Here is a 19,079-nt window from a genome sequence, read left to right on the forward strand (position 1 = left end):
GGAAGCACCAGGAGGCACCCCGCGATGTCGGTCCCGCAGCTCGACGAAGAGCCTCGCGGCGAGGAGATCCTCGCCGTCCTCGACACCGCCTTCGGCGAACTCCTGGCGGCGGACCCGGCCGCGTTCCGCGTGAAGTTCCGCAAGATGGCGGCCTCGGCGTTCGCGTTCTACCGGGGCACGGCGAGCCTCTTCTACCACGACGAGGACGCGGCGGGCGGCGAGCGCGGCGCGACCGGCGCCTTCACCGGGCCCTACCTGGACGAGCGCACCTCGCGCGTGTGGATCCACGGCGACCTGCACGCGGAGAACTTCGGCACCTACATGGACTCCCAGGGCCGTCTGATCTTCAACGTCAACGACTTCGACGAGGCGTACGTCGGCCCCTTCACCTGGGACCTCAAGCGCTTCTCGGCCTCGATCGCCCTGATCGGGTACGCGAAGGCGCTCAGCGACGACCAGATCTCCGAGCTGGTGCGGGTGTACGCGGCGGCCTACCGCGAGCGGATCCGCGCGCTGGCGACGGGTGCCAAGCGGGACGAGGTGCCGCCCTTCACGCTGGACACGGCCGAGGGCCCCCTGCTGGACGCGCTGCGCGACGCCCGTTCCCTGACCCGCTTCGGGCTGCTGGACTCCATGACCGAGATCCGCGACTTCGAGCGCCGCTTCGCGCCGGGCGGCGGCTCCATCGAGCTGGACGCCGCCACCCGCTACAAGGTCCTCGCCGCCTTCGACGGCTATCTGGAAACGCTGCCGGAGACCTCCCTGGCCCGCCCGGACTCCTACCGCGTGAAGGACGTCGTCGGCCGCCGGGGCATCGGCATCGGCTCGGCGGGCCTGCCCTCGTACAACATCCTCCTGGAGGGCCACAGCGACGCCCTGGAGAACGACGTGGTGATCTACATCAAGCAGGGCCAGACCCCGGCCGTCTCCCGGCACATCACCGACCGGGCGATCCGCGACTACTTCCTGCACGAGGGCCACCGCACGGTGATCTCCCAGCGGGCCCTCCAGCAGCACGCCGACCCGTGGCTGGGCTGGACCGAGCTGGACGGCGCGGGCCAGCTGGTCGCCGAGGTCTCGCCGTACGCGGTGGACCTGGACTGGGGCGACATCGACGACCCGGAGGAGATCGCGGGCGTCGTCGCCGACCTGGGCCGGGCCACGGCCGCCATGCACGCGGCGGCGGACGACACCTCCGGCGAGTCGCTGGTGCCGTTCTCGACCGAGCGGGCCATCGACGCGGCGATCGCCGGCGACGAGGAGGGCTTCGCGCCGCTCCTGGTCGACTTCGCGCACTCCTACGGCGCACGCGCGCGTGCGGACCACCAGATCTTCCTCGACCTGTTCCGCAACGGCCGGATCCCGGGTCTGTGACGGACGCCGTGCCGGACTCGACGACGGGCTCCATGCCGGGCTCCACGACGGAATCGATAACGAAAAGGGCGCTCACAGCGAACCTTTAGGGGTCTCTTACCGGCGCGCGTGACACACTCTCCTCCGCTATGGACATATCCGGGACCCGCCTCAGAGCCGTACGCGCGGCGCTGTTCACGGCCTTCGTCGTGACGCTCAGCACCGCGTCGCACGTGCTGCTGTCGCGGGTCCCGCTGCCGCTGAACACGGTGGCCGCCCTCGCGGCCGGCGTGTTCCTCCTGGCGTACGCGCTGGCGGGCCGGGAGCGCGGCTTCGGGCGGATCGCCGCCCTGCTGATCCCGCTGGAGCTGGCGGCCGACACCGTCTTCACCACCGGCCAGCACGTCTGCTACGGCCGGGCGGGCGGCCCGGTCGCCGGTCCGCTGCGCTCCGTCGGCCTCGACGTCCTGTGCGGCGACGGCACCAGTGTCGGCGCCCCGCTGGCCCGCATGACCGGCACCGACCCCGAGCGGGTCGGCGGCCTCCTCGCCCACGCCGACCCCTCGACGGCCTGGCTGCTGCTGGGCGCGCACGTCGGCGTCGGCCTCCTCGCCGCGGCCTGGCTGCGGCGGGGCGAACGCGCGCTGGGCCAGTTGCTGTGCGCGGCGACCGCGACCACGTTCCGGCCGCTGCTGCTGGCCGTGGCCGCCGTGACCGTACGCGGCACCCCGGCCGCCCGCCGCCTGCCGCTGCCCGCGCGCCGTCCGGCCACCACCAGCCGCGACCGGATCCTCGTGCACTCCCCGGGACGCCGCGGCCCCCCGCACCAGGCCGCCGCCTGAGCGACACCGGACCGCCCGGTCCGGCGCACCGGGCCCGACGCGTCGGGTCGGACGCACCGCGCGTCCGGCGCACCGGTTCCGGTCCGACAGGTCCGGTCACCGGGCCGGTCGCCGGCCCGATCGCCCCGCGCGGCCCCGGAGCACGACAGTCCCCACACACGTATCCCGCGCACGCCCCCCGTGCGCGTCCCACCTGGAGAACATCACCATGAGCAAGCGCAACAGCGCGGCGGCGAAGACGGCGGCCCGCGAGCGACTGCGCCTCGAGCGCGAACGCCAGGCCAAGCGGGCCAAGGTCAAGCGGCAGGTCGTCGTGGCCTGCTCGGTCGTCGCGGTGCTGGCGGCGGCCGGCGGCATAGGTTACGCGGTCGTCCAGAACAACAAGCCCACGTACTGGGAGGAGGCCGAGGACAAGCCGCTGGTCAAGCCGGCCAACACCACCGGCACGAACGGCACGACCGTCGTGATGGGCAAGAGCACCGCCGAGAAGACCCTCGTGATGTACGAGGACCCGCGCTGCCCGGTCTGCGCCCAGTTCGAGCAGACCGTGGGCCCCAAGCTGAAGTCGGACTACGACGCCGGCAAGTTCAAGCTCCAGTTCGTCGGCGCCACCTTCCTCGACAACGGCCTGTCCGGTGAGGGCTCCAAGAACGCGCTGAGCGCGCTGGGCGCCGCGCTCGACGTCAGCCCGGAGGCGTTCCTCGAGTACAAGACGGCGCTGTACTCGGCGAAGTGGCACCCCGAGGAGTCCGACGACAAGTTCAAGGACGACAGCTACCTGATCAAGGCGGCCGACACCGTCTCCGCGCTGAAGGGCAACGCCGCGTTCCAGAAGGCCGTGAAGGACGGCACGTACGACAGGTGGGCGCTGGAGATGTCCGAGACGTTCGACAAGAGCGGCGTGTCGGGCACCCCGACCCTGAAGATGGACGGGAAGGCGCTGACCTCGCCCGGCAGTCAGAACGCCCCGATGACGGTCGCCGACTTCACCACCGCGCTCGAGGCCGCCCTCAAGGCCTGAACGGCCGCCGCCTGACGGCGGTCCGGGAGACGGAGAACCGAAGAGCGGGCGAACATTTGTCAGTTCGCCCGCTCTTCGGCTTACCGGTCAGTAATCTGACCCCCCGTGACCAGTCGATACAGATCAACAGAGAGTGCCGACGCGCCGTCGGACCGTCCCGCCGCGCACACCCCGCGCCGCCGTACGGTCGTCAAGGCCGCCGCCGCCACCGCCGTGCTGGCCGGGCCGCTCGCCGCCGCGCTGCCCGCGCGGGCCGCCGACGAGGCCCCCGCGTTCCTGCACGGTGTCGCCTCCGGCGACCCGCTGCCCGACGGCGTCCTGCTGTGGACCCGGGTGACGCCGGCCGCCGAGGCGACACCCGGCTCCGGGCTCGGCCCGGACACCGAGGTCGAGTGGGTGATCGCCCGGGACAGGGCGCTGACGAACGTCGTGGCGAAGGGGTCCGTCACCGCGACCGCCGCCTCCGACCACACCGTCAAGGCCGACGTCCGCGGTCTCGCCCCGGCCACGGACTACTGGTTCCGCTTCTCGGCGGGCGGGACCGACTCCCCGGTGGCGCGCACCCGCACCGCACCGGCGGCGGACGCGTCCGTGGCGGGCCTGCGCTTCGGCGTGGTGTCCTGCGCCAACTGGGAGGCCGGATACTTCTCCTCCTACCGCCACCTCGCCGCCCGCGGCGACCTCGACGCCTGGCTGCACCTCGGCGACTACATCTACGAGTACGGCACCGGCGAGTACGGCACCCGCGGCACCGTCGTACGGCAGCACGCGCCCGCGCACGAGATCCTCACCCTCGCCGACTACCGCACCCGGCACGGCAGGTACAAGACCGACCCCGATCTCCAGGCCCTGCACGCCAAGGCGCCCGTCGTCGCGATCTGGGACGACCACGAGATCGCCAACGACACCTGGTCGGGCGGCGCCGAGAACCACACCGAGGGCGCCGAGGGCGGCTGGGCGGCCCGTCAGGCCGCCGCCAAGCAGGCCTACTTCGAGTGGATGCCGGTCCGCCCGGCGCTGGCGGGCACCACCTACCGCAGGCTGCGCTTCGGCAAGCTCGCCGACCTCTCCCTGCTGGACCTGCGCTCCTTCCGCTCCCAGCAGGTCTCCGTCGGCAACGGCGGCGTCGACGACCCGGACCGCACCCTCACCGGCCGCGCCCAGCTCGACTGGCTCAAGACCGGCCTGAAGGCGTCCGACACCACCTGGCGGCTGGTCGGCAACTCGGTGATGATCTCGCCGTTCGCCATCGGCTCCCTCTCCGCGGACCTGCTCAAGCCGCTCGCCAAGCTGCTCGGCCTGCCGCAGGAGGGCCTCGCCCTCAACACCGACCAGTGGGACGGCTACACGGACGACCGCCGTGAACTCCTCGCCCACCTGCGGGCGAACGCCATCCGCAACACCGTCTTCCTCACCGGCGACATCCACATGGCGTGGGCCAACGACGTGCCCGTGGACGCCGGGACCTACCCGCTGTCCGCCTCGGCCGCCACGGAGTTCGTGGTCACCTCGGTGACCTCCGACAACCTCGACGACCTGGTGAAGGTCCCCGAGGGCACGGTCTCCGCGATCGCCGCGCCGGTCATCAGGGCCGCCAACCGCCACGTCCACTGGGTGGACACCGACCGGCACGGCTACGGCGTCCTGGACATCACCGCCGACCGCGCGCAGATGGACTACTACGTGGTGTCCAGCCGCACCAGGGCGGACGCGACCTCGTCCTGGTCCCGCTCCTACCGCACCCGCACCGGCACCCAGAAGGTCGAGCGGACGTACGACCCCGTGTAGGGGGTGTTTCGGAAGTCCCGCCTACAGGCTGCCGAGGAAGCCGAGCGCCACCCGCCAGGTGGCCTCGGCGGCCTCCGCGTCGTGGTCGGGCAGGTCGGGGTCGGTGTAGAGGTGGCCGGCCCCGGCGTACCGGTAGATCTCCACGTCGGCGCCCGCCCTGCGCATCTGGAGGTACCAGGCGCTCAGCCAGTCGTCGGTCTCGAACGGGTCCGGCTCGGCCACGTGCAGCTGCACCGGCAGGCCGTCCGCCGAGGCGTTCGGCGCGAGGTCGGAGGTGCCGTGCAGGAGCAGCAGACCGCGCGCCCGCTCGTCCCCGAGGGCGAGGGTCTGCGCGATCGACGCGCCCAGCGAGAACCCGGCGTACACCAGCCCCCGCTCGGAGTAGGGCGCGGCGGCCAGGACGGCTCTCCTCAGCAGCTCGTCCTTGCCGATCCCCTCGTTGTGGGCCATGCCCTCCTCGACCGTGTCGAAGGTGCGCCCGTCGAAGAGGTCCGGGGTCCACACCTCGTGGCCGGCGGCGCGCAGCCGGTCCGCCGCCGCGCGCACCGCGGGACGCAGTCCGAAGGCCGAATGGAAGAGCATGATGTTCATGGGGCCATGGTGCCAGCCGGCACCGACAACACCCCACGGGGCGGCCCCCGGCACGGCGTGTGCGGGCCGCGGGTGGGCCTCTTCACACGATGCTCATGTTCACGACCCCGCCGGGCCGGTTACGTTCGAAGGCATGGAGAACCTGCTCCGCCCACTGATCGTGGTCGGCGGTTCGGTCGTGCTGACGTTGTTCATCGGCTGGGCCACCGACCGACTGTTGTCCAAGGCCGACCGACGGCATTCCGAGACGCCCCTGTGGGGGCTGCTGCGCCGCGGCCGCATCCCGTACCAGCTCGTGCTGTGCGCCGCCCTGCTGAGAGGATCGTTCGACAAGGCGGAGGTGCTGGAGGGCCACCGCGTCGGCATCGGCCAGACGCTCACCCTCGTGCTGATCGGGTCGACCGCGTGGCTGGCGATCCGGATCGCCGCCGCGGTCGTCGAGACCTCGTACCGCCGCTACGCACGCGTGCACCAGGACGCGGCCCGGGTACGGCGGGTGCGCACCCAGGTGTCGCTGATCATGCGGGTCGTCTCCGCGGTGGTCGGGGTGGTCGCGGTGGCGGCGATGCTGCTGACGTTCCCGGCGTTCCGCGCGGCCGGCGCCTCGCTGCTGGCCTCCGCGGGCATCATCGGCATCGTCGCCGGTGTCGCCGCCCAGTCGACGCTGAGCAACATGTTCGCCGGCTTCCAGATCGCCTTCGGCGACATGGTGCGGATGGGCGACACCGTGGTGGTGGACGGCGAATGGGGCACGGTCGAGGAGATCACGCTGACCTTCCTCACCGTGCGGACCTGGGACGAGCGCCGGATCACCATGCCCGTCTCGTACTTCACGTCGAAGCCGTTCGAGAACTGGTCGCGCGGCACCCCGCAGATGACCGGCACCGTCTACTGGCACCTCGACCACTCGGCGCCGCTGGACGCGATGCGGGAGAAGCTCCGCGACGTCCTGCGCGAGTGCCCGGCCTGGGACGGTCGCGCCTACAACCTGACCGTGACGGACACCACCCCCAACACCATGGAGGTCAGGGCCCTGGTGACCGCGAAGGACGCCGACGACGTCTGGACGGTCCGCGTGACCGTCCGCGAGCAGATGATCCGCTGGCTGTCCGAGGAGCACCCGTACGCGCTGCCGCGCGTCAACACCGCCGACGCGATCGTGCGCTCGCACCGCTCCAACGGCTCCAACGGCTCCAACGGCTCCAACGGGCGGGTGTCCCACGGCATAGGGCCCCAGCGCCGGGCCCACGAGTCGCCGCGGGCGGACCGCTGAACCGGTGAGCCGCTGAACCGCCGACACCGGCCGGGCCGCCTCGTGCGCCCGGCCGGCGTCCCACGGCACCGCGGCACCGCGTCCGGCCGCACGAGGCCGCCGTCCACGGGCGGCGGCGCCCGCGCGGCGGCACCCGCGCGCGGCCGGGCCCGACACGCCCGACGCCCGCCGGCGCGGCATCAGCGCAGACTGCGCACGTCGAGGTGGCGCAGCACCCGGTCCACGATCTCGGGGTCGGCCCCGGGCTCGCTGCGCGCCGCGACCACCTCGTGCCGGGCCGCGCTCAGCATCTCGCCCTGGATCCGCCGCACCCGCTTCAGCCGGCGCACGCGGTGCTCGTGCCCCTCCCGCCGCTCGTCCTCGCCGAGGTCCGGGCTGATCCGCAGCCCGATGTCGAGGGCGCGCCGGCTCATCTGCTCGGAGAGCTCCTCCGGCAGGTCCTCCTCGGCCTCGATCTCCCGCAGCCTGCGCTTCGCCGCCTTGGCCGCCCGCACGGCCAGTTCCTTCTCGAACTCCTTCTCGCGGCCGGTGTCGGCCTGCACCCCCAGCCGCTTGACCAGCCACGGCAGGGTCAGTCCCTGGAGGACGAGCGTCACCATGATGACGCCGAAGGCGACGAACACGATCTCGTCCCGGTCCGGGAAGGCGGACCCCTCGTCGGTCTTCAGCGGGATCGCGAGCGCCAGCGCCACCGAGGCGACCCCGCGCATCCCCGACCACCACATCACGACGGTCTCCCGCCAGCTCGTCGGGATGTCCTCGTCGTGGTCCCGCCGGGCGTGCATCCGCTGGGCGAGCCAGGTCGCCGGCAGCAGCCACAGCAGCCGGACGAGGATCACGACGGCCGTCACCGCCGCGGCCCACCCGAGCATCTCCCCCCACCGTCCGGACGCCGTCCGGATCGCCATGTGCAGTTCCAGGCCGACCAGCCCGAACGCCACCCCGGTGACCAGGGTGTCGATGATGTCCCAGAAAGTGTGCCCGGCCAGGCGGGTCATCACGTCGTCGGGATCGGTGGCGTACTCGGCGAGGAACAGCGCGGAGGTGAGCACGGCGAGGACCCCGGACCCGTGGAACTCCTCCGCGAGCACGTAGGAGGCGTACGGCACCAGCAGGGTGAGCCCGATCTGCAGGGTCGCGTCCCCGAGCAGGTCCAGGAGCCGGTTCGCGCCCCAGCCGAGCGCCAGCCCGACCGCGACCGCGACGACGGCGGACAGCACGAAGTCGAGACCGGCCTTCCAGGGCGAGAAGGTCCCGCTGACGACGGCGGCGATGGCCACGTGGTAGAGCACGATGGCGGTGACGTCGTTGAACAGCCCCTCGCCCTCCAGGATGGACACCAGCCGGCGCGGCAGCCCGAGCTGTCCCGCCACGGCGGTGGCGGCCACCGGGTCCGGCGGCGCGACGAGCGCCCCGAGGGCCACGGCGGCGGCGATCGGCAGTCCGGGGACGATCGCGTGGGCGACGGCGGCCACGCACAGCATCGTGACGAACACCAGCGCCACGGCGAGCAGGAAGATCGGCCGTTTGTTGGCGGTGAACTGCCGCCAGGAGGTGCGCCGTACCGCCGCGTAGAGCAGGGGCGGCAGCAGCAGCGGGAGGATCAGGTCCGGCGGGACGTTCACGTCGGGCACGAAGTCGGCGACCGCGAGCGCGATCCCGAGCAGGGTCATCAGGACCGGCGCCGGCAGGTTCCACCGGTCCCCCAGCGGGACGCTCACCACGGCCCCGAGCAACAGGACGAACAACAGGGCCAACTGGTCCACGGTCGGTGCTCCGGGGGGCTGAGACGTCACACGGCGGACTTCAAGCCTGCCACGTCACCCCCGCCACCAGCCCTTTCGGCGCCCCGGCGGCCCGCCGGCCCAGCGCCCCGTCGCCCCGCCGGCCCGGCTAGCGCGGGAGCGCCCGCCGCATCGCGCGGTGCGGGATCCCCGCGTCCGGGAACTCGGGGCCGTACGCCCGGTACCCCAGCCGTTCGTAGAACCCGAGGGCGTGGGTCTGCGCGTGCAGGTCCACGGCCGTGAGCCCACGCGCGTGTGCCGCGTCCTCGACGGCCCGCACCAGCGCGGCCCCGACCCCGAGCCCGCGCGCCTCCCGGGTGACGGCGAGCCGCCCCAGCGACCCGACCGCCGGGTCCCCGCCGGTCTTCGCCGCGGCCCCGGCGCCGTACAGCAGCCGCCCGGTCCCGAGCGGTACGCCGTCCTCCCGGACCGCCAGCACGTGCACCGCGCCGGCGTCGTGGGCGTCGTACTCGATGTCCTCGGGAACGCCCTGCTCGCCGACGAAGACCTCCTTGCGGACCGCGAAGCAGGCCTCACGGTCGGCGGGGTCCTCGGCGACGCGGATCACGTACGCGCGCGTGCCGCTCATCCGTAGGTCTCCTCGCGGACCTGGTCGAGGGCCTGCTGGAGGTCGTCCGGGTACACGCAGGAGAACTCGGCCCACCGGCCGTCCCCGGGGTGCTCGAAGCCCAGCCGGACCGCGTGCAGCCACTGCCGGGTCAGGTTCAGCCGCTTGGCGAGCGTCGGGTCGGCGCCGTAGGTCAGGTCACCGACGCACGGATGGCGGTGGGCGGCCATGTGGACGCGGATCTGGTGCGTGCGGCCGGTCTCCAGCTTGACGTCCAGCAGGGAGGCGGAGCGGAAGGCCTCGATCAGGTCGTAGTGCGTGACGGAGGGCTTGCCCTCGGCGGTGACCGCCCACTTGTAGTCGTGCTGGGGGTGCCGGCCGATGGGCGCGTCGATGGTGCCGCTGGTGGGGTCCGGGTGCCCCTGGACGAGCGTGTGGTAGCGCTTGTCGACCGTGCGCTCCTTGAACTGGCGCTTCAGCGAGGTGTACGCGCGCTCCGACTTGGCGACCACCATCAGGCCGGAGGTGCCCACGTCGAGGCGGTGCACGATGCCCTGGCGCTCGGCGGCGCCGGAGGTGGAGATGCGGTACCCGGCGGCGGCGAGTCCGCCGATGACGGTGGGGCCGCTCCAGCCGGGCGACGGGTGGGCGGCCACCCCGACCGGCTTGACGATCACGACCACGTCCTCGTCGTCGTGCACGATCTCCATGCCCTCGACGGGCTCGGCGACCACCTGCACCGGGGCGGGCGCCTGCGGCATCTCGACCTCGAGCCAGGCCCCGCCGTGCACCCGCTCGGACTTCCCGACCACCGACCCGTCGACCGTGACCTTCCCCGCGGCCGCGAGTTCGGCGGCCTTGGTACGGGAGAAGCCGAACATGCGGGAGATGACGGCGTCGACGCGCTCGCCCTCCAGGCCGTCGGGCACGGGCAGGGTGCGGATCTCGGGAATCGTGCTCACCCGTCGAGTATGCCGGACGGGCCCGGCGCCCACGGACACACGCTCAGTCCTTGTGGACGGTGCCGTCCGGGTCGAGGCCCTTGAAGGACAGCAGGACGATCAGGATGCCGCCGCAGACGATCGCCGAGTCGGCCAGGTTGAAGACGGCGAAGTGCTTCGGCGCGATGAAGTCGACCACCGCGCCCTCGAAGACGCCCGGCGCCCGGAAGATCCGGTCGGTGAGGTTGCCGAGCGCGCCGCCGAGCAGCAGGCCGAGCGCGATCGCCCAGGGCAGGCTGTGGAGCTTGCGGGCGAGCCGGGCGATGACCACGATCACCGCCGCCGCGATCACCGTGAAGATCACGGTGAAGGCCTCGCCGAAGCCGAAGGCGGCGCCCGCGTTGCGGATCGCCTCGAACCGCAGCCAGTCGCCGACGATCTCGATCGGCTGGTGGTGCTCCAGCTTCGCCACCACGATCATCTTGCTGATCAGGTCGAGGGCGTAGGCGAACGCGGCGACCGTGAACAGCACGGCGATCCGGCGCCTGCCGCGGGGCCGCTGCCCGGCGGCGGGCGCCGCGGCCCCGTCCGCACCGGGCGACTCGCCCGACGCCGGCTGCCCGGTGTCCCCGTCGGACGGCTCCGGCCCGGCTCCCGCCGCCTCTGGAGTGTCCGGCGTACCGATGATGCGCTCCGCCTCTGCCACGTGAGTCCCTCGACCTAGGTACCTGACTGAGGACGAGGGTACGGCACGCCTCGCGAGGGCCGGGTGATCAGTACCGCCGCTCCTGCTTCTGCTTGCACTCGACGCACAGCGTGGCCCGCGGGAAGGCCTGCATGCGGGCCTTGCCGATGGGATCGCCGCAGTTCTCGCACAGGCCGTAGGTGCCCGCGTCCAGCCGCTCCAGGGCGTGCTCGGTCTGGATCAGCATCTCGCGCGCGTTGGCCGCCAGCGCCAGCTCGTGCTCGCGCGTGATGTTCTTCGTCCCGGTGTCCGCCTGGTCGTCGCCCGCGCCGTCCCCCGAGTCCCGCATCAGCCCGACCAGGGCCGCCTCCGAGGAGGCCAGCTCGGCGCGCAGCCGGTCCCGCTCGGAGTCCAGTTCGGCGCGGGCCTCCCCGGCCTCCTCGGGGGTCCAGGGGTCCTCACCGGGGCGTACCGCCAGTTCGCCGGGCTCCGCCGCGGCGAAGCGCGCCTTGGGAACAGCGGTCTGCGCCGCCGGGGCCGTGTCAGTCTTCTTCGCAACCACCGTCGTGGCTCCCGTCTGTTCCGCGGCCGTGGCCGCGCCCACCTTCTCGTCCTTGGCCGTGCTCCCGCCGGGAGCACTCCTGCGGGCGGTCCCCTTCCCGGCCGCACCGCCCCCGCCGCCGGTCCCTTCCGTACCGGCGTCCACCTCGTCGACCGTGTCCCGCGGACCGGCCTCCGACGCGCGGACCGCCCCCTGCCGGGCCCCGGCCGTCTTCCTGCCCGCGGCCGCCCCCTTCGAAGCGGCCTTCCTCCCGGCGGCCTTCTTCCCGACCGCCTCCTCCTCGACGGGAGCCCTCCCGGCGGGCGCCTCCTCGGCGGCCTTCTCCGAGGCCGCGGTCCTCTTCCGGGGCACCGCCTCCTCGGGCGCCGCCTTCGCCGCCTTCCCGGCCACCGCCTTCCCGGACACCGTCCTCCCGGCCCGCCTCGCCGGCTTCGCGGCCCCCGCCGTACCACTGCCCCGCGTGCCCCTCTTCGCACCGGCGTCCTCGGCCGCACCGCCGGGGGCGCCGGTGGAACTGCCGGACGCCGACTGCTGTACGGCGGTCTTCTTCGCCACCATGGCCGCGGCCCCTTCACATATTGTGATCTTGCACGCGAATCGTGCTGGGACGATAAATCGACTCGAGTCCCGCGGCAACGGGGCACACCGCCCGATTCGCCGCCTCGCGCACGTCGCGCGGCAGGCCTGCATCCGTTGTGCCCAGCTCCCCGCCAGGTATTCCGGCCGGCCGGCGGTCCGGGAGCCGGAATCCGCGCGCCTCGCCGTTCGGGTCATCCCGGACCGCCCCCGGACCGCCGCCCGCGAAGCCGGAAAACCGGTCCGCCGCCGTCCGCGCGGCGCCGTACACTGGGCGGAGCGAGAAGCGTGGATGGGGACGAGTAGCGGCGTACGCAGCCCAGAGCGACCCGGGGACGGTGGAAGCCCGGGGGCGAGCGCGACGTGAAGATCACCCCGGAGCCGCCGGAAGAAAGCCGCAGCCCGACGGCGGCGAGTAGAACCGGCATCGCGACCCCAATGAGGGGGCTCCCCGGAGCGTACGGCGCACCGGAGGGCCAAGGAGGGTGGTACCGCGGGAGCGCGCCGCACACGGCGTGGACAAGGCTCTCGTCCCTCCGACGGAAGGCAGCACATCCGCCGGAGGAAGCTCGTTGAACACGCAGCCGCAGTACCGACAGGTACCCGCCCAGGTCGACCTGCCCGCCCTCGAGCACGCCGTGCTCGATTTCTGGCGCGAGCAGAAGATCTTCGCCAAGACCCTGGAGCAGTCCGAGGGCCGCCCCGAATGGGTGTTCTACGAGGGCCCGCCCACCGCCAACGGCATGCCGGGGGCCCACCACATCGAGGCGCGCGTCTTCAAGGACGTCTTCCCCCGGTTCCGCACCATGCGCGGCTACCACGTGGGCCGCAAGGCCGGCTGGGACTGCCACGGCCTCCCGGTGGAGCTGGCGGTGGAGAAGGAGCTCGGCTTCACCGGCAAGCAGGACATCGAGGCGTACGGCATCGCGGAGTTCAACGACAAGTGCCGCGCCTCCGTGACCCGGCACACCGACGCGTTCACCGAGCTGACCCACCGCATGGGCTACTGGGTCGACCTGGACGACGCGTACCGGACCATGGACCCCGAGTACATCGAGTCCGTGTGGTGGTCGCTCAAGGAGATCTTCGACAAGGGCCTGCTGGTGCAGGACTACCGCGTGGCCCCCTGGTGCCCGCGCGACGAGACGGGCCTGTCGGACCACGAGCTGGCGCAGGGCTACGAGACGATCGTCGACCCGTCCGTGTACGTCCGCTTCCCGCTCACCTCCGGTCCGCTCGCCGGCGAGGCCGCGCTGCTGATCTGGACGACCACGCCCTGGACGCTGGTCTCCAACACCGCGGTCGCCGCGCACCCCGAGGTCACCTACGTCGTCGCCACGGACGGCACGGAGAAGCTCGTCGTCGCCGAGCCGCTGCTCGCCAAGGCCCTCGGCGAGGGCTGGGAGAGCACCGGGCAGACCTTCACCGGCGCCGAGATGGAGCGCTGGACCTACCAGCGGCCGTTCGAACTGGTGGAGTTCCCCGAGCCCGCCCAGTACGTGGTGAACGCCGAGTACGTCACCACCGAGGACGGCACGGGTCTGGTCCACCAGTCCCCCGCCTTCGGCGAGGACGACCTCAAGGTCTGCCGCTCCTACGGCCTGCCCGTCGTCAACCCCGTCCGCCCGGACGGCACCTTCGAGGAGGACGTCCCGCTGGTCGGCGGCGTCTTCTTCAAGAAGGCGGACGAAAAGCTCACCGAGGACCTCCAGCAGCGCGGCCTCCTCTTCAAGCACCTGCCGTACGAGCACAGCTACCCGCACTGCTGGCGCTGCCACACCGCGCTGCTCTACTACGCGCAGCCGTCCTGGTACATCCGCACCACGGCCGTCAAGGACCGCCTCCTGGCGGAGAACGAGAAGACGAACTGGTTCCCGGACACCGTCAAGCACGGCCGCTTCGGCGACTGGCTGAACAACAACATCGACTGGGCGCTCTCCCGCAGCCGCTACTGGGGCACCCCGCTGCCGATCTGGCGCTGCGCGGACGGCCACCTCACCGTCGTCGGCTCGCGCGCGGAGCTGACCGAGCTGACCGGGACCGACCAGTCCGGACTGGACCCGCACCGCCCCTACATCGACGCGGTCACCTTCGACTGCCCCGAGTGCGCGCAGACGGCCACGCGCGTGCCCGAGGTCATCGACGCCTGGTACGACTCGGGTTCGATGCCGTTCGCGCAGTGGGGCTACCCGTACAAGAACAAGGAACTCTTCGAGTCCCGCTACCCCGCGCAGTTCATCAGCGAGGCCATCGACCAGACCCGCGGCTGGTTCTACACGCTGATGGCGGTCGGCACCCTGGTCTTCGACAAGTCCTCCTACGAGAACGTCGTCTGCCTCGGCCACATCCTCGCCGAGGACGGCCGCAAGATGTCCAAGCACCTGGGCAACATCCTCCAGCCGATCCCGCTGATGGACCAGCACGGCGCCGACGCGGTGCGCTGGTTCATGGCGGCCGGCGGCTCCCCCTGGGCGGCCCGCCGCGTCGGCCACGGCACCATCCAGGAAGTGGTGCGCAAGACCCTCCTCACCTACTGGAACACGGTCGCCTTCCAGGCCCTGTACGCCCGCACCTCCGGCTGGGCCCCGTCCGGCGCCGACCCGGCCCCCGCCGACCGCACCGTCCTCGACCGCTGGCTGCTGTCCGAACTCCACGCGCTCACCGACCAGGTGACCCAGGCGCTGGAGGCCTACGACACCCAGCGCGCCGGCAAGCTCCTCTCGGCGTTCGTCGACGACCTGTCCAACTGGTACGTGCGCCGCTCCCGCCGCCGTTTCTGGCAGGGCGACAAGGCCGCGCTGCGCACCCTGCACGAGGTCGTCGAGACGGTCACGAAGCTGATGGCCCCGCTGACCCCGTTCATCACCGAGCGGGTCTGGCAGGACCTGGTCGTGCCGGTCTCCGCCGACGCCCCCGAGTCGGTGCACCTGGCGTCCTGGCCGGAGGCGGACCTCTCCGCGATCGACCCGGAGCTGTCGCGGCAGATGGCCCTGGTGCGCCGCCTGGTCGAGCTGGGCCGTGCCACCCGCGCCGAGTCGGGCGTGAAGACGCGCCAGCCGCTGCGCCGGGCGCTCATCGCGGCCTCCGGCTTCGACGCGCTCTCCCCCGAGCTGCACGCGCAGATCACGGAGGAGCTGAACGTCGAGTCCCTCGCGTCGCTCGCCGAGGTCGGCGGCAGCCTCGTCGACACGACCGCCAAGGCCAACTTCCGCGCCCTGGGCAAGCGGTTCGGCAAGCGCGTCCAGGACGTGGCCAAGGCCGTGGCGAACGCCGACGCGGCCGCGCTCTCCCTCGCCCTGCGCGAGGGCACGGCGTCGGTGGAGGTCGACGGCGAGACGGTCACCCTCGCCCCGGACGAGGTGATCATCACGGAGACCCCGCGCGAGGGGTGGTCGGTGGCGTCCGACTCGGGCGCGACCGTCGCCCTCGACCTGGAGATCACCGAGGAGCTGCGCCGCGCCGGCCTGGCCCGGGACGCGATCCGCCTGATCCAGGAGGCCCGCAAGAACAGCGGCCTCGACGTCGCCGACCGCATCGCGCTCCGCTGGACCGCGACCGACCCGGGAACCGCCGAGGCGCTGACCGGCCACGCGGCCCTGATCGCCGACGAGGTCCTCGCCACCGACTTCGCGCGGGGCGAGGCGGACGACGCCTACGGCGCCCCGTTCACGGACGAGGGCCTGACCCTGACGTTCCGCCTGCGCAAGGCGTAACGCCCCGGCGCCCGCAAGGGCCCGGTCCCCCTGGGGGCCGGGCCCTTCCGCACGCCCGGCGTCGCCGCCGGCGTCTGCCGCCCGCCTCCCCGCGGGCCGCGTGCGGTCCGCACGCGGCCCGCGGGGACCGGCCCCGCAACACGCGTAAAAAGGGCGGGGCCCCGGAGAGAATCCGGGGCCCCGCCCTTCTACGCTGCCGACGCCTGAGGCGTGGTGGCGCCCGTCAGTTGTCGTCCTCGTCGATGAGGAAACCGCGCATCGGCGAGGGCGCCTGCCCCATCGGGGAGGGGCCCTGCGGACGCACCGGCGCCATCGGCTGGGTCATCGCCGGGGACATCTGCTGCTGACCGCCGTAGGACGGGCCGGTCTGGCCCGGTCCGCCCATGCCCGGGTTGCCGCCGCCGTAGGACGGGGCGCTCGCGCCGGCCGGAGCCATCGAGGGCGACGGGGACGGCGGCAGGGAGGCCGCGGCCGGGGTGCGCGGCGGGGCGAGGGAGTCGTCGGCCTGGGTCTCCAGCTGACGGAGCTGGGACTCGAGGTACGACTTCAGGCGCGTGCGGTACTCGCGCTCGAAGCCGCGCAGGTCCTCGACCTTGCGCTCCAGCGTGGCGCGGGCGGACTCCAGGGAGCCCATCGCGACGCGGTGCTTCTCCTGCGCGTCCCGCTCCAGGGCGTCGGCCTTGGCACGGGCGTCGCGCTCGAGACCCTCGGCACGCGAACGCGCCTCACCGACGATCTTGTTGGCTTCGGAGCGGGCCTCGGCGATCGCCTGGTCGGCGGTCTGCTGGGCCAGCGAGAGGACACGGGCGGCGCTGTCGCCACCGGGGCCCTGACCGGGGCCGCCCATGGGGCCGCCCATCTGCTGCTGCATGGGGTGGCCACCCATGGGGCCCTGACCCATCGGGCCCTGACCCATGGGGCCCTGACCCATCGGACCGGGACCCATCTGCCCCTGGCCCATCTGCCCCTGACCCATCGGACCGGGGCCCATCTGGCCCTGACCCATCTGACCGGGACCCTGCGGACCGCCCTGACCACCGCCGGGGCCGGCGGGAAGCTGCGGGGCACCGCTCGGCAGCTGGGGCGGGCCACCCATGGGGCCACCCATCTGCTGCTGCGGCGGGCCCGATATGCCGGCGGGCACCGGACCGCCGCGCATACCCTGCGGCATACCCTGCTGCGGCATCCCTTGCTGGGGCATACCCTGCTGGGGCATACCCTGCTGCTGCGGGGGCATCCCCTGCTGCTGCTGGTCCTGCTGCTCCGGCGGCTTGCGCATGTTCTGCTGGTTCTGGGCAGCAGCACGCGTGGCAGCGGCCAGCTTGGCGCGCAGGTCCTCGTTCTCCCGCAGCAGGCGGGTCAGTTCGGCTTCGACCTCGTCGAGGAAGGCATCGACCTCGTCCTCGTCATAGCCTTCTCGGAGGCGGACGGTCGTGAACTGCTTGTTCCGCACGTCCTCGGGGGTCAACGGCATCTCTTCACCTCAACGTAGTCGTCGGCATTCGGCAAGACGGTAGTTCACATCGCTCACACCTGGCTCACGATCGAGATCAGGACGTAGACGATGATCATCAGTACGAAGAAGGACAGGTCGAGCGCCACGCCCCCGAGACGCAACGGAGGGATCACCCGCCGCAGAAGCTTGAGCGGTGGATCGGTGACAGTGTAGGTGGCCTCCAGAACGACCACCATCGCCTTGCCGGGCTGCCATGAGCGGGCGAACTGGAAGACGTAGTCCATGACCAGCCGGAAGATGAGCACGATGAGGAAGACCATCAGCGCGATGTAGACGACATCCAGGACCACGCTCATGTTCGGTGCTTCCCTCTCCCCTGTTCCGCGCTTCTCTGTACTGCTGTTTCCGGTCTTGCGTCTCAGCTCTGGTTGAAGAACCCGCCCTCTGCGATGCGGGCCTTGTCCTCCGCCGTGACATCGACGTTAGCAGGCGACAACAGGAACACCTTCTGCGTCACCCGCTCGATGCTGCCGTGAAGACCAAACACCAAACCGGCCGCAAAGTCGACAAGTCGCTTCGCGTCTGTGTCATCCATCTCGGTCAGATTCATGATCACCGGGGTGCCCTCACGGAAGTGTTCCCCGATGGTACGGGCCTCGTTGTAGGTCCGGGGGTGGAGCGTGGTGATCCGGTACGGCTCTCGTTCGGACACGACCTTGGGCATGATCACCGGTGCGTTCTTCTCCAGGGACTGACGTTCTTGTGTGATGGATGCCACGGGCGCGATCCGCGCCGGCCGCCCGGATTCCGCGCCTGGCGAAACGGATCTGGCCACCGGCTCGCGCGGCACGGGCGGTTGGGTGATTCGCACCTCTTCGTCCCTTTGGGACTGATGTGCTCCATGTGACTGGTGTGACGGCTCGTGCCGTCGGTGGTCACGCTCGGGCTCAGGGTCGAGCTCGGGTTCGAAGTCGTCGTCGGGGTCGAAACCCCGGCCGTCGTACCCATCGTCCTCCACGAGGCCGAGGTAGACCGCCATCTTGCGCATCGCGCCGGCCATTCTCTGAGTCCTCCGCTCTGTGGTGGATCCGCTGACGACTGCCAAGTCCCGCGATCCACGTGGCCCTTATGTCGCCTTTCCGGCGGTAATGACCATATTTTCTACTGTGGTCCGACTTCCTGGCGACGTTACCCGAGCCTGGGGCGGACTCCGAGTACCGCGGTGCCGACGCGTACATGTGTCGCCCCGGCCGCCACGGCCTGTTCGAGGTCCGCGCTCATCCCTGCCGAGACCATGTTCGCAGCAGGATGGGTCCGGCGCAGGTCGGTCGACAAATCCATCAGCCGGTCGAACGCCTCCCGTTGACGTCCGGCGTACTCCCCGGTCAGAGGTGCGACCGTCATCAGCCCGTCGAGCCGGAGGCCCGGAGCGTCCGCCACGAGGTCGGCCAACTCCGCGATCCCGCCGGGCGCGACACCGCCCCGCTCCCCGCGCGCGCCCCCTCCCGCCGAGGGCTCGCCCGCGTCGAGAGCGACCTGGATGAGGCAGCCGACCTCGCGCCCGGCGCGCTCCGCCTCCTTCGACAGGGCCGTGACCAGGCGGGAGCGGTCCACGGACTGCACGACATCCGCGTAACCGACCACGGATCGCACCTTGTTGGTCTGCAACTGCCCCACGAAGTGCCAGGAAAGGGGCAGATCCGAGCAGGCGGCGGCCTTGGGCGCCGCGTCCTGGTCACGGTTCTCGGCGACGTGCCGCACACCGAGTTCCGACAGTGCCCGCACGTCGCTCGCCGGGTAGGTCTTGGTGACCACGATCAGGGTCACCTCATCCCGCGCGCGCCCGGCCGCGGCGCACGCGGCCGTGATGCGCTGCTCCACCTCCGCCAGATTCCCGGCGAGTTCTTCCTTGCGGTCCGTCATGCC

The 19,079-nt window shown here is 72.0% G+C and carries 16 protein-coding genes; 6 read left to right on the forward strand and 10 right to left on the reverse strand.

Annotated elements, in window-relative coordinates; genetic code table 11:
• The first annotated feature begins 24 nt into the window (after window positions 1-24).
• The 4 genes from ACF09K_RS22970 (at window position 25) to ACF09K_RS22985 (ending at window position 5,004) form a co-directional block, all read left to right on the forward strand.
• A complete protein-coding gene (locus tag ACF09K_RS22970) occupies window positions 25-1,374 on the forward strand; it encodes a DUF2252 domain-containing protein (protein WP_392246218.1) in 1,350 nt (449 codons plus the stop codon).
• A gap of 128 nt (window positions 1,375-1,502) precedes the next feature.
• Window positions 1,503-2,195 carry a hypothetical protein gene (locus ACF09K_RS22975; protein WP_392246220.1) on the forward strand — a complete coding sequence of 231 codons (693 nt, stop codon included), beginning with the start codon at window positions 1,503-1,505 and terminating at the stop codon, window positions 2,193-2,195.
• A 208-nt stretch (window positions 2,196-2,403) separates the two neighbouring features.
• Complete coding sequence (locus ACF09K_RS22980; RefSeq protein WP_392246221.1) at window positions 2,404-3,216, forward strand: thioredoxin domain-containing protein; 813 nt, start codon at window positions 2,404-2,406, stop codon at window positions 3,214-3,216.
• 105 nt (window positions 3,217-3,321) lie between these two features.
• Window positions 3,322-5,004: an alkaline phosphatase D family protein gene (locus ACF09K_RS22985; RefSeq protein ID WP_392246223.1), complete on the forward strand. Its 1,683-nt coding sequence runs from the start codon at window positions 3,322-3,324 to the stop codon at window positions 5,002-5,004.
• A 21-nt stretch (window positions 5,005-5,025) separates the two neighbouring features.
• Here the strand turns inward: ACF09K_RS22985 and ACF09K_RS22990 are convergent, their stop codons facing one another.
• Window positions 5,026-5,595 (reverse strand): dienelactone hydrolase family protein, encoded by a 570-nt coding sequence (locus ACF09K_RS22990; RefSeq protein ID WP_392246225.1) that lies wholly within the window; start codon window positions 5,593-5,595, stop codon window positions 5,026-5,028.
• A 133-nt stretch (window positions 5,596-5,728) separates the two neighbouring features.
• On the opposite strand from ACF09K_RS22990, the gene ACF09K_RS22995 reads away from it, so the two are divergent.
• Window positions 5,729-6,868: a mechanosensitive ion channel family protein gene (locus ACF09K_RS22995; protein ID WP_392246227.1), complete on the forward strand. Its 1,140-nt coding sequence runs from the start codon at window positions 5,729-5,731 to the stop codon at window positions 6,866-6,868.
• A gap of 179 nt (window positions 6,869-7,047) precedes the next feature.
• Here the strand turns inward: ACF09K_RS22995 and ACF09K_RS23000 are convergent, their stop codons facing one another.
• From ACF09K_RS23000 to ACF09K_RS23020, 5 genes are all read right to left on the reverse strand, one after another.
• A complete protein-coding gene (locus tag ACF09K_RS23000) occupies window positions 7,048-8,634 on the reverse strand; it encodes a Na+/H+ antiporter (protein WP_392246437.1) in 1,587 nt (528 codons plus the stop codon).
• A 127-nt stretch (window positions 8,635-8,761) separates the two neighbouring features.
• Window positions 8,762-9,241, reverse strand: coding sequence for a GNAT family N-acetyltransferase (locus tag ACF09K_RS23005; RefSeq protein WP_392246229.1), 480 nt, complete (start codon window positions 9,239-9,241; stop codon window positions 8,762-8,764).
• Window positions 9,238-10,182, reverse strand: a complete 945-nt coding sequence (locus ACF09K_RS23010; protein ID WP_392246231.1) for an RluA family pseudouridine synthase — start codon at window positions 10,180-10,182, stop codon at window positions 9,238-9,240. The genes ACF09K_RS23005 and ACF09K_RS23010 overlap by 4 nt, the downstream gene beginning before the upstream one ends.
• Window positions 10,183-10,225: 43 nt before the next feature.
• The gene (lspA, locus tag ACF09K_RS23015) at window positions 10,226-10,867 is read right to left on the reverse strand and encodes a signal peptidase II (RefSeq protein ID WP_392246233.1); all 642 of its coding nucleotides are present in this window, start codon (window positions 10,865-10,867) and stop codon (window positions 10,226-10,228) included.
• A 67-nt stretch (window positions 10,868-10,934) separates the two neighbouring features.
• The gene (locus ACF09K_RS23020) at window positions 10,935-11,966 is read right to left on the reverse strand and encodes a TraR/DksA family transcriptional regulator (protein ID WP_392246235.1); all 1,032 of its coding nucleotides are present in this window, start codon (window positions 11,964-11,966) and stop codon (window positions 10,935-10,937) included.
• A gap of 590 nt (window positions 11,967-12,556) precedes the next feature.
• Between ACF09K_RS23020 and ileS the strand changes: the two genes are divergently transcribed.
• Window positions 12,557-15,697 carry an isoleucine--tRNA ligase gene (gene ileS / locus ACF09K_RS23025; RefSeq protein WP_392246237.1) on the forward strand — a complete coding sequence of 1,047 codons (3,141 nt, stop codon included), beginning with the start codon at window positions 12,557-12,559 and terminating at the stop codon, window positions 15,695-15,697.
• 223 nt (window positions 15,698-15,920) lie between these two features.
• Here ileS and ACF09K_RS23030 read toward each other — a convergent pair whose 3' ends face one another.
• From ACF09K_RS23030 to ACF09K_RS23045, 4 genes are all read right to left on the reverse strand, one after another.
• Window positions 15,921-17,171, reverse strand: a complete 1,251-nt coding sequence (locus ACF09K_RS23030) for a DivIVA domain-containing protein (RefSeq protein WP_392246239.1) — start codon at window positions 17,169-17,171, stop codon at window positions 15,921-15,923.
• 53 nt (window positions 17,172-17,224) lie between these two features.
• Window positions 17,225-17,509, reverse strand: coding sequence for a YggT family protein (locus ACF09K_RS23035; protein WP_392246241.1), 285 nt, complete (start codon window positions 17,507-17,509; stop codon window positions 17,225-17,227).
• A 62-nt stretch (window positions 17,510-17,571) separates the two neighbouring features.
• The gene (gene sepF / locus ACF09K_RS23040; RefSeq protein ID WP_363087233.1) at window positions 17,572-18,213 is read right to left on the reverse strand and encodes a cell division protein SepF; all 642 of its coding nucleotides are present in this window, start codon (window positions 18,211-18,213) and stop codon (window positions 17,572-17,574) included.
• 128 nt (window positions 18,214-18,341) lie between these two features.
• Window positions 18,342-19,076, reverse strand: a complete 735-nt coding sequence (locus ACF09K_RS23045; RefSeq protein WP_392246242.1) for a YggS family pyridoxal phosphate-dependent enzyme — start codon at window positions 19,074-19,076, stop codon at window positions 18,342-18,344.
• Window positions 19,077-19,079 lie beyond the last annotated feature (3 nt).

It is taken from the genome of Streptomyces sp. NPDC014882, from assembly GCF_043081325.1.
In the GTDB taxonomy this organism is placed as follows: Bacteria; Actinomycetota; Actinomycetes; order Streptomycetales; family Streptomycetaceae; genus Streptomyces.

Bases quoted from the DNA above. Each gene is read 5' to 3' on its own strand.
- ACF09K_RS22970 (WP_392246218.1), top strand. From the start codon at position 25: ATGTCGGTCCCGCAGCTCGACGAAGAGCCTCGCGGCGAGGAGATCCTC.
- ACF09K_RS22975 (WP_392246220.1), top strand. From the start codon at position 1,503: ATGGACATATCCGGGACCCGCCTCAGAGCCGTACGCGCGGCGCTGTTC.
- ACF09K_RS22980 (WP_392246221.1), top strand. From the start codon at position 2,404: ATGAGCAAGCGCAACAGCGCGGCGGCGAAGACGGCGGCCCGCGAGCGA.
- ACF09K_RS22990 (WP_392246225.1), bottom strand. From the start codon at position 5,595: ATGAACATCATGCTCTTCCATTCGGCCTTCGGACTGCGTCCCGCGGTG.
- ACF09K_RS22995 (WP_392246227.1), top strand. From the start codon at position 5,729: ATGGAGAACCTGCTCCGCCCACTGATCGTGGTCGGCGGTTCGGTCGTG.
- ACF09K_RS23005 (WP_392246229.1), bottom strand. From the start codon at position 9,241: ATGAGCGGCACGCGCGCGTACGTGATCCGCGTCGCCGAGGACCCCGCC.
- ACF09K_RS23020 (WP_392246235.1), bottom strand. From the start codon at position 11,966: ATGGTGGCGAAGAAGACCGCCGTACAGCAGTCGGCGTCCGGCAGTTCC.
- ACF09K_RS23030 (WP_392246239.1), bottom strand. From the start codon at position 17,171: ATGCCGTTGACCCCCGAGGACGTGCGGAACAAGCAGTTCACGACCGTC.
- ACF09K_RS23035 (WP_392246241.1), bottom strand. From the start codon at position 17,509: ATGAGCGTGGTCCTGGATGTCGTCTACATCGCGCTGATGGTCTTCCTC.
- sepF (WP_363087233.1), bottom strand. From the start codon at position 18,213: ATGGCCGGCGCGATGCGCAAGATGGCGGTCTACCTCGGCCTCGTGGAG.
- ACF09K_RS23045 (WP_392246242.1), bottom strand. From the start codon at position 19,076: ATGACGGACCGCAAGGAAGAACTCGCCGGGAATCTGGCGGAGGTGGAG.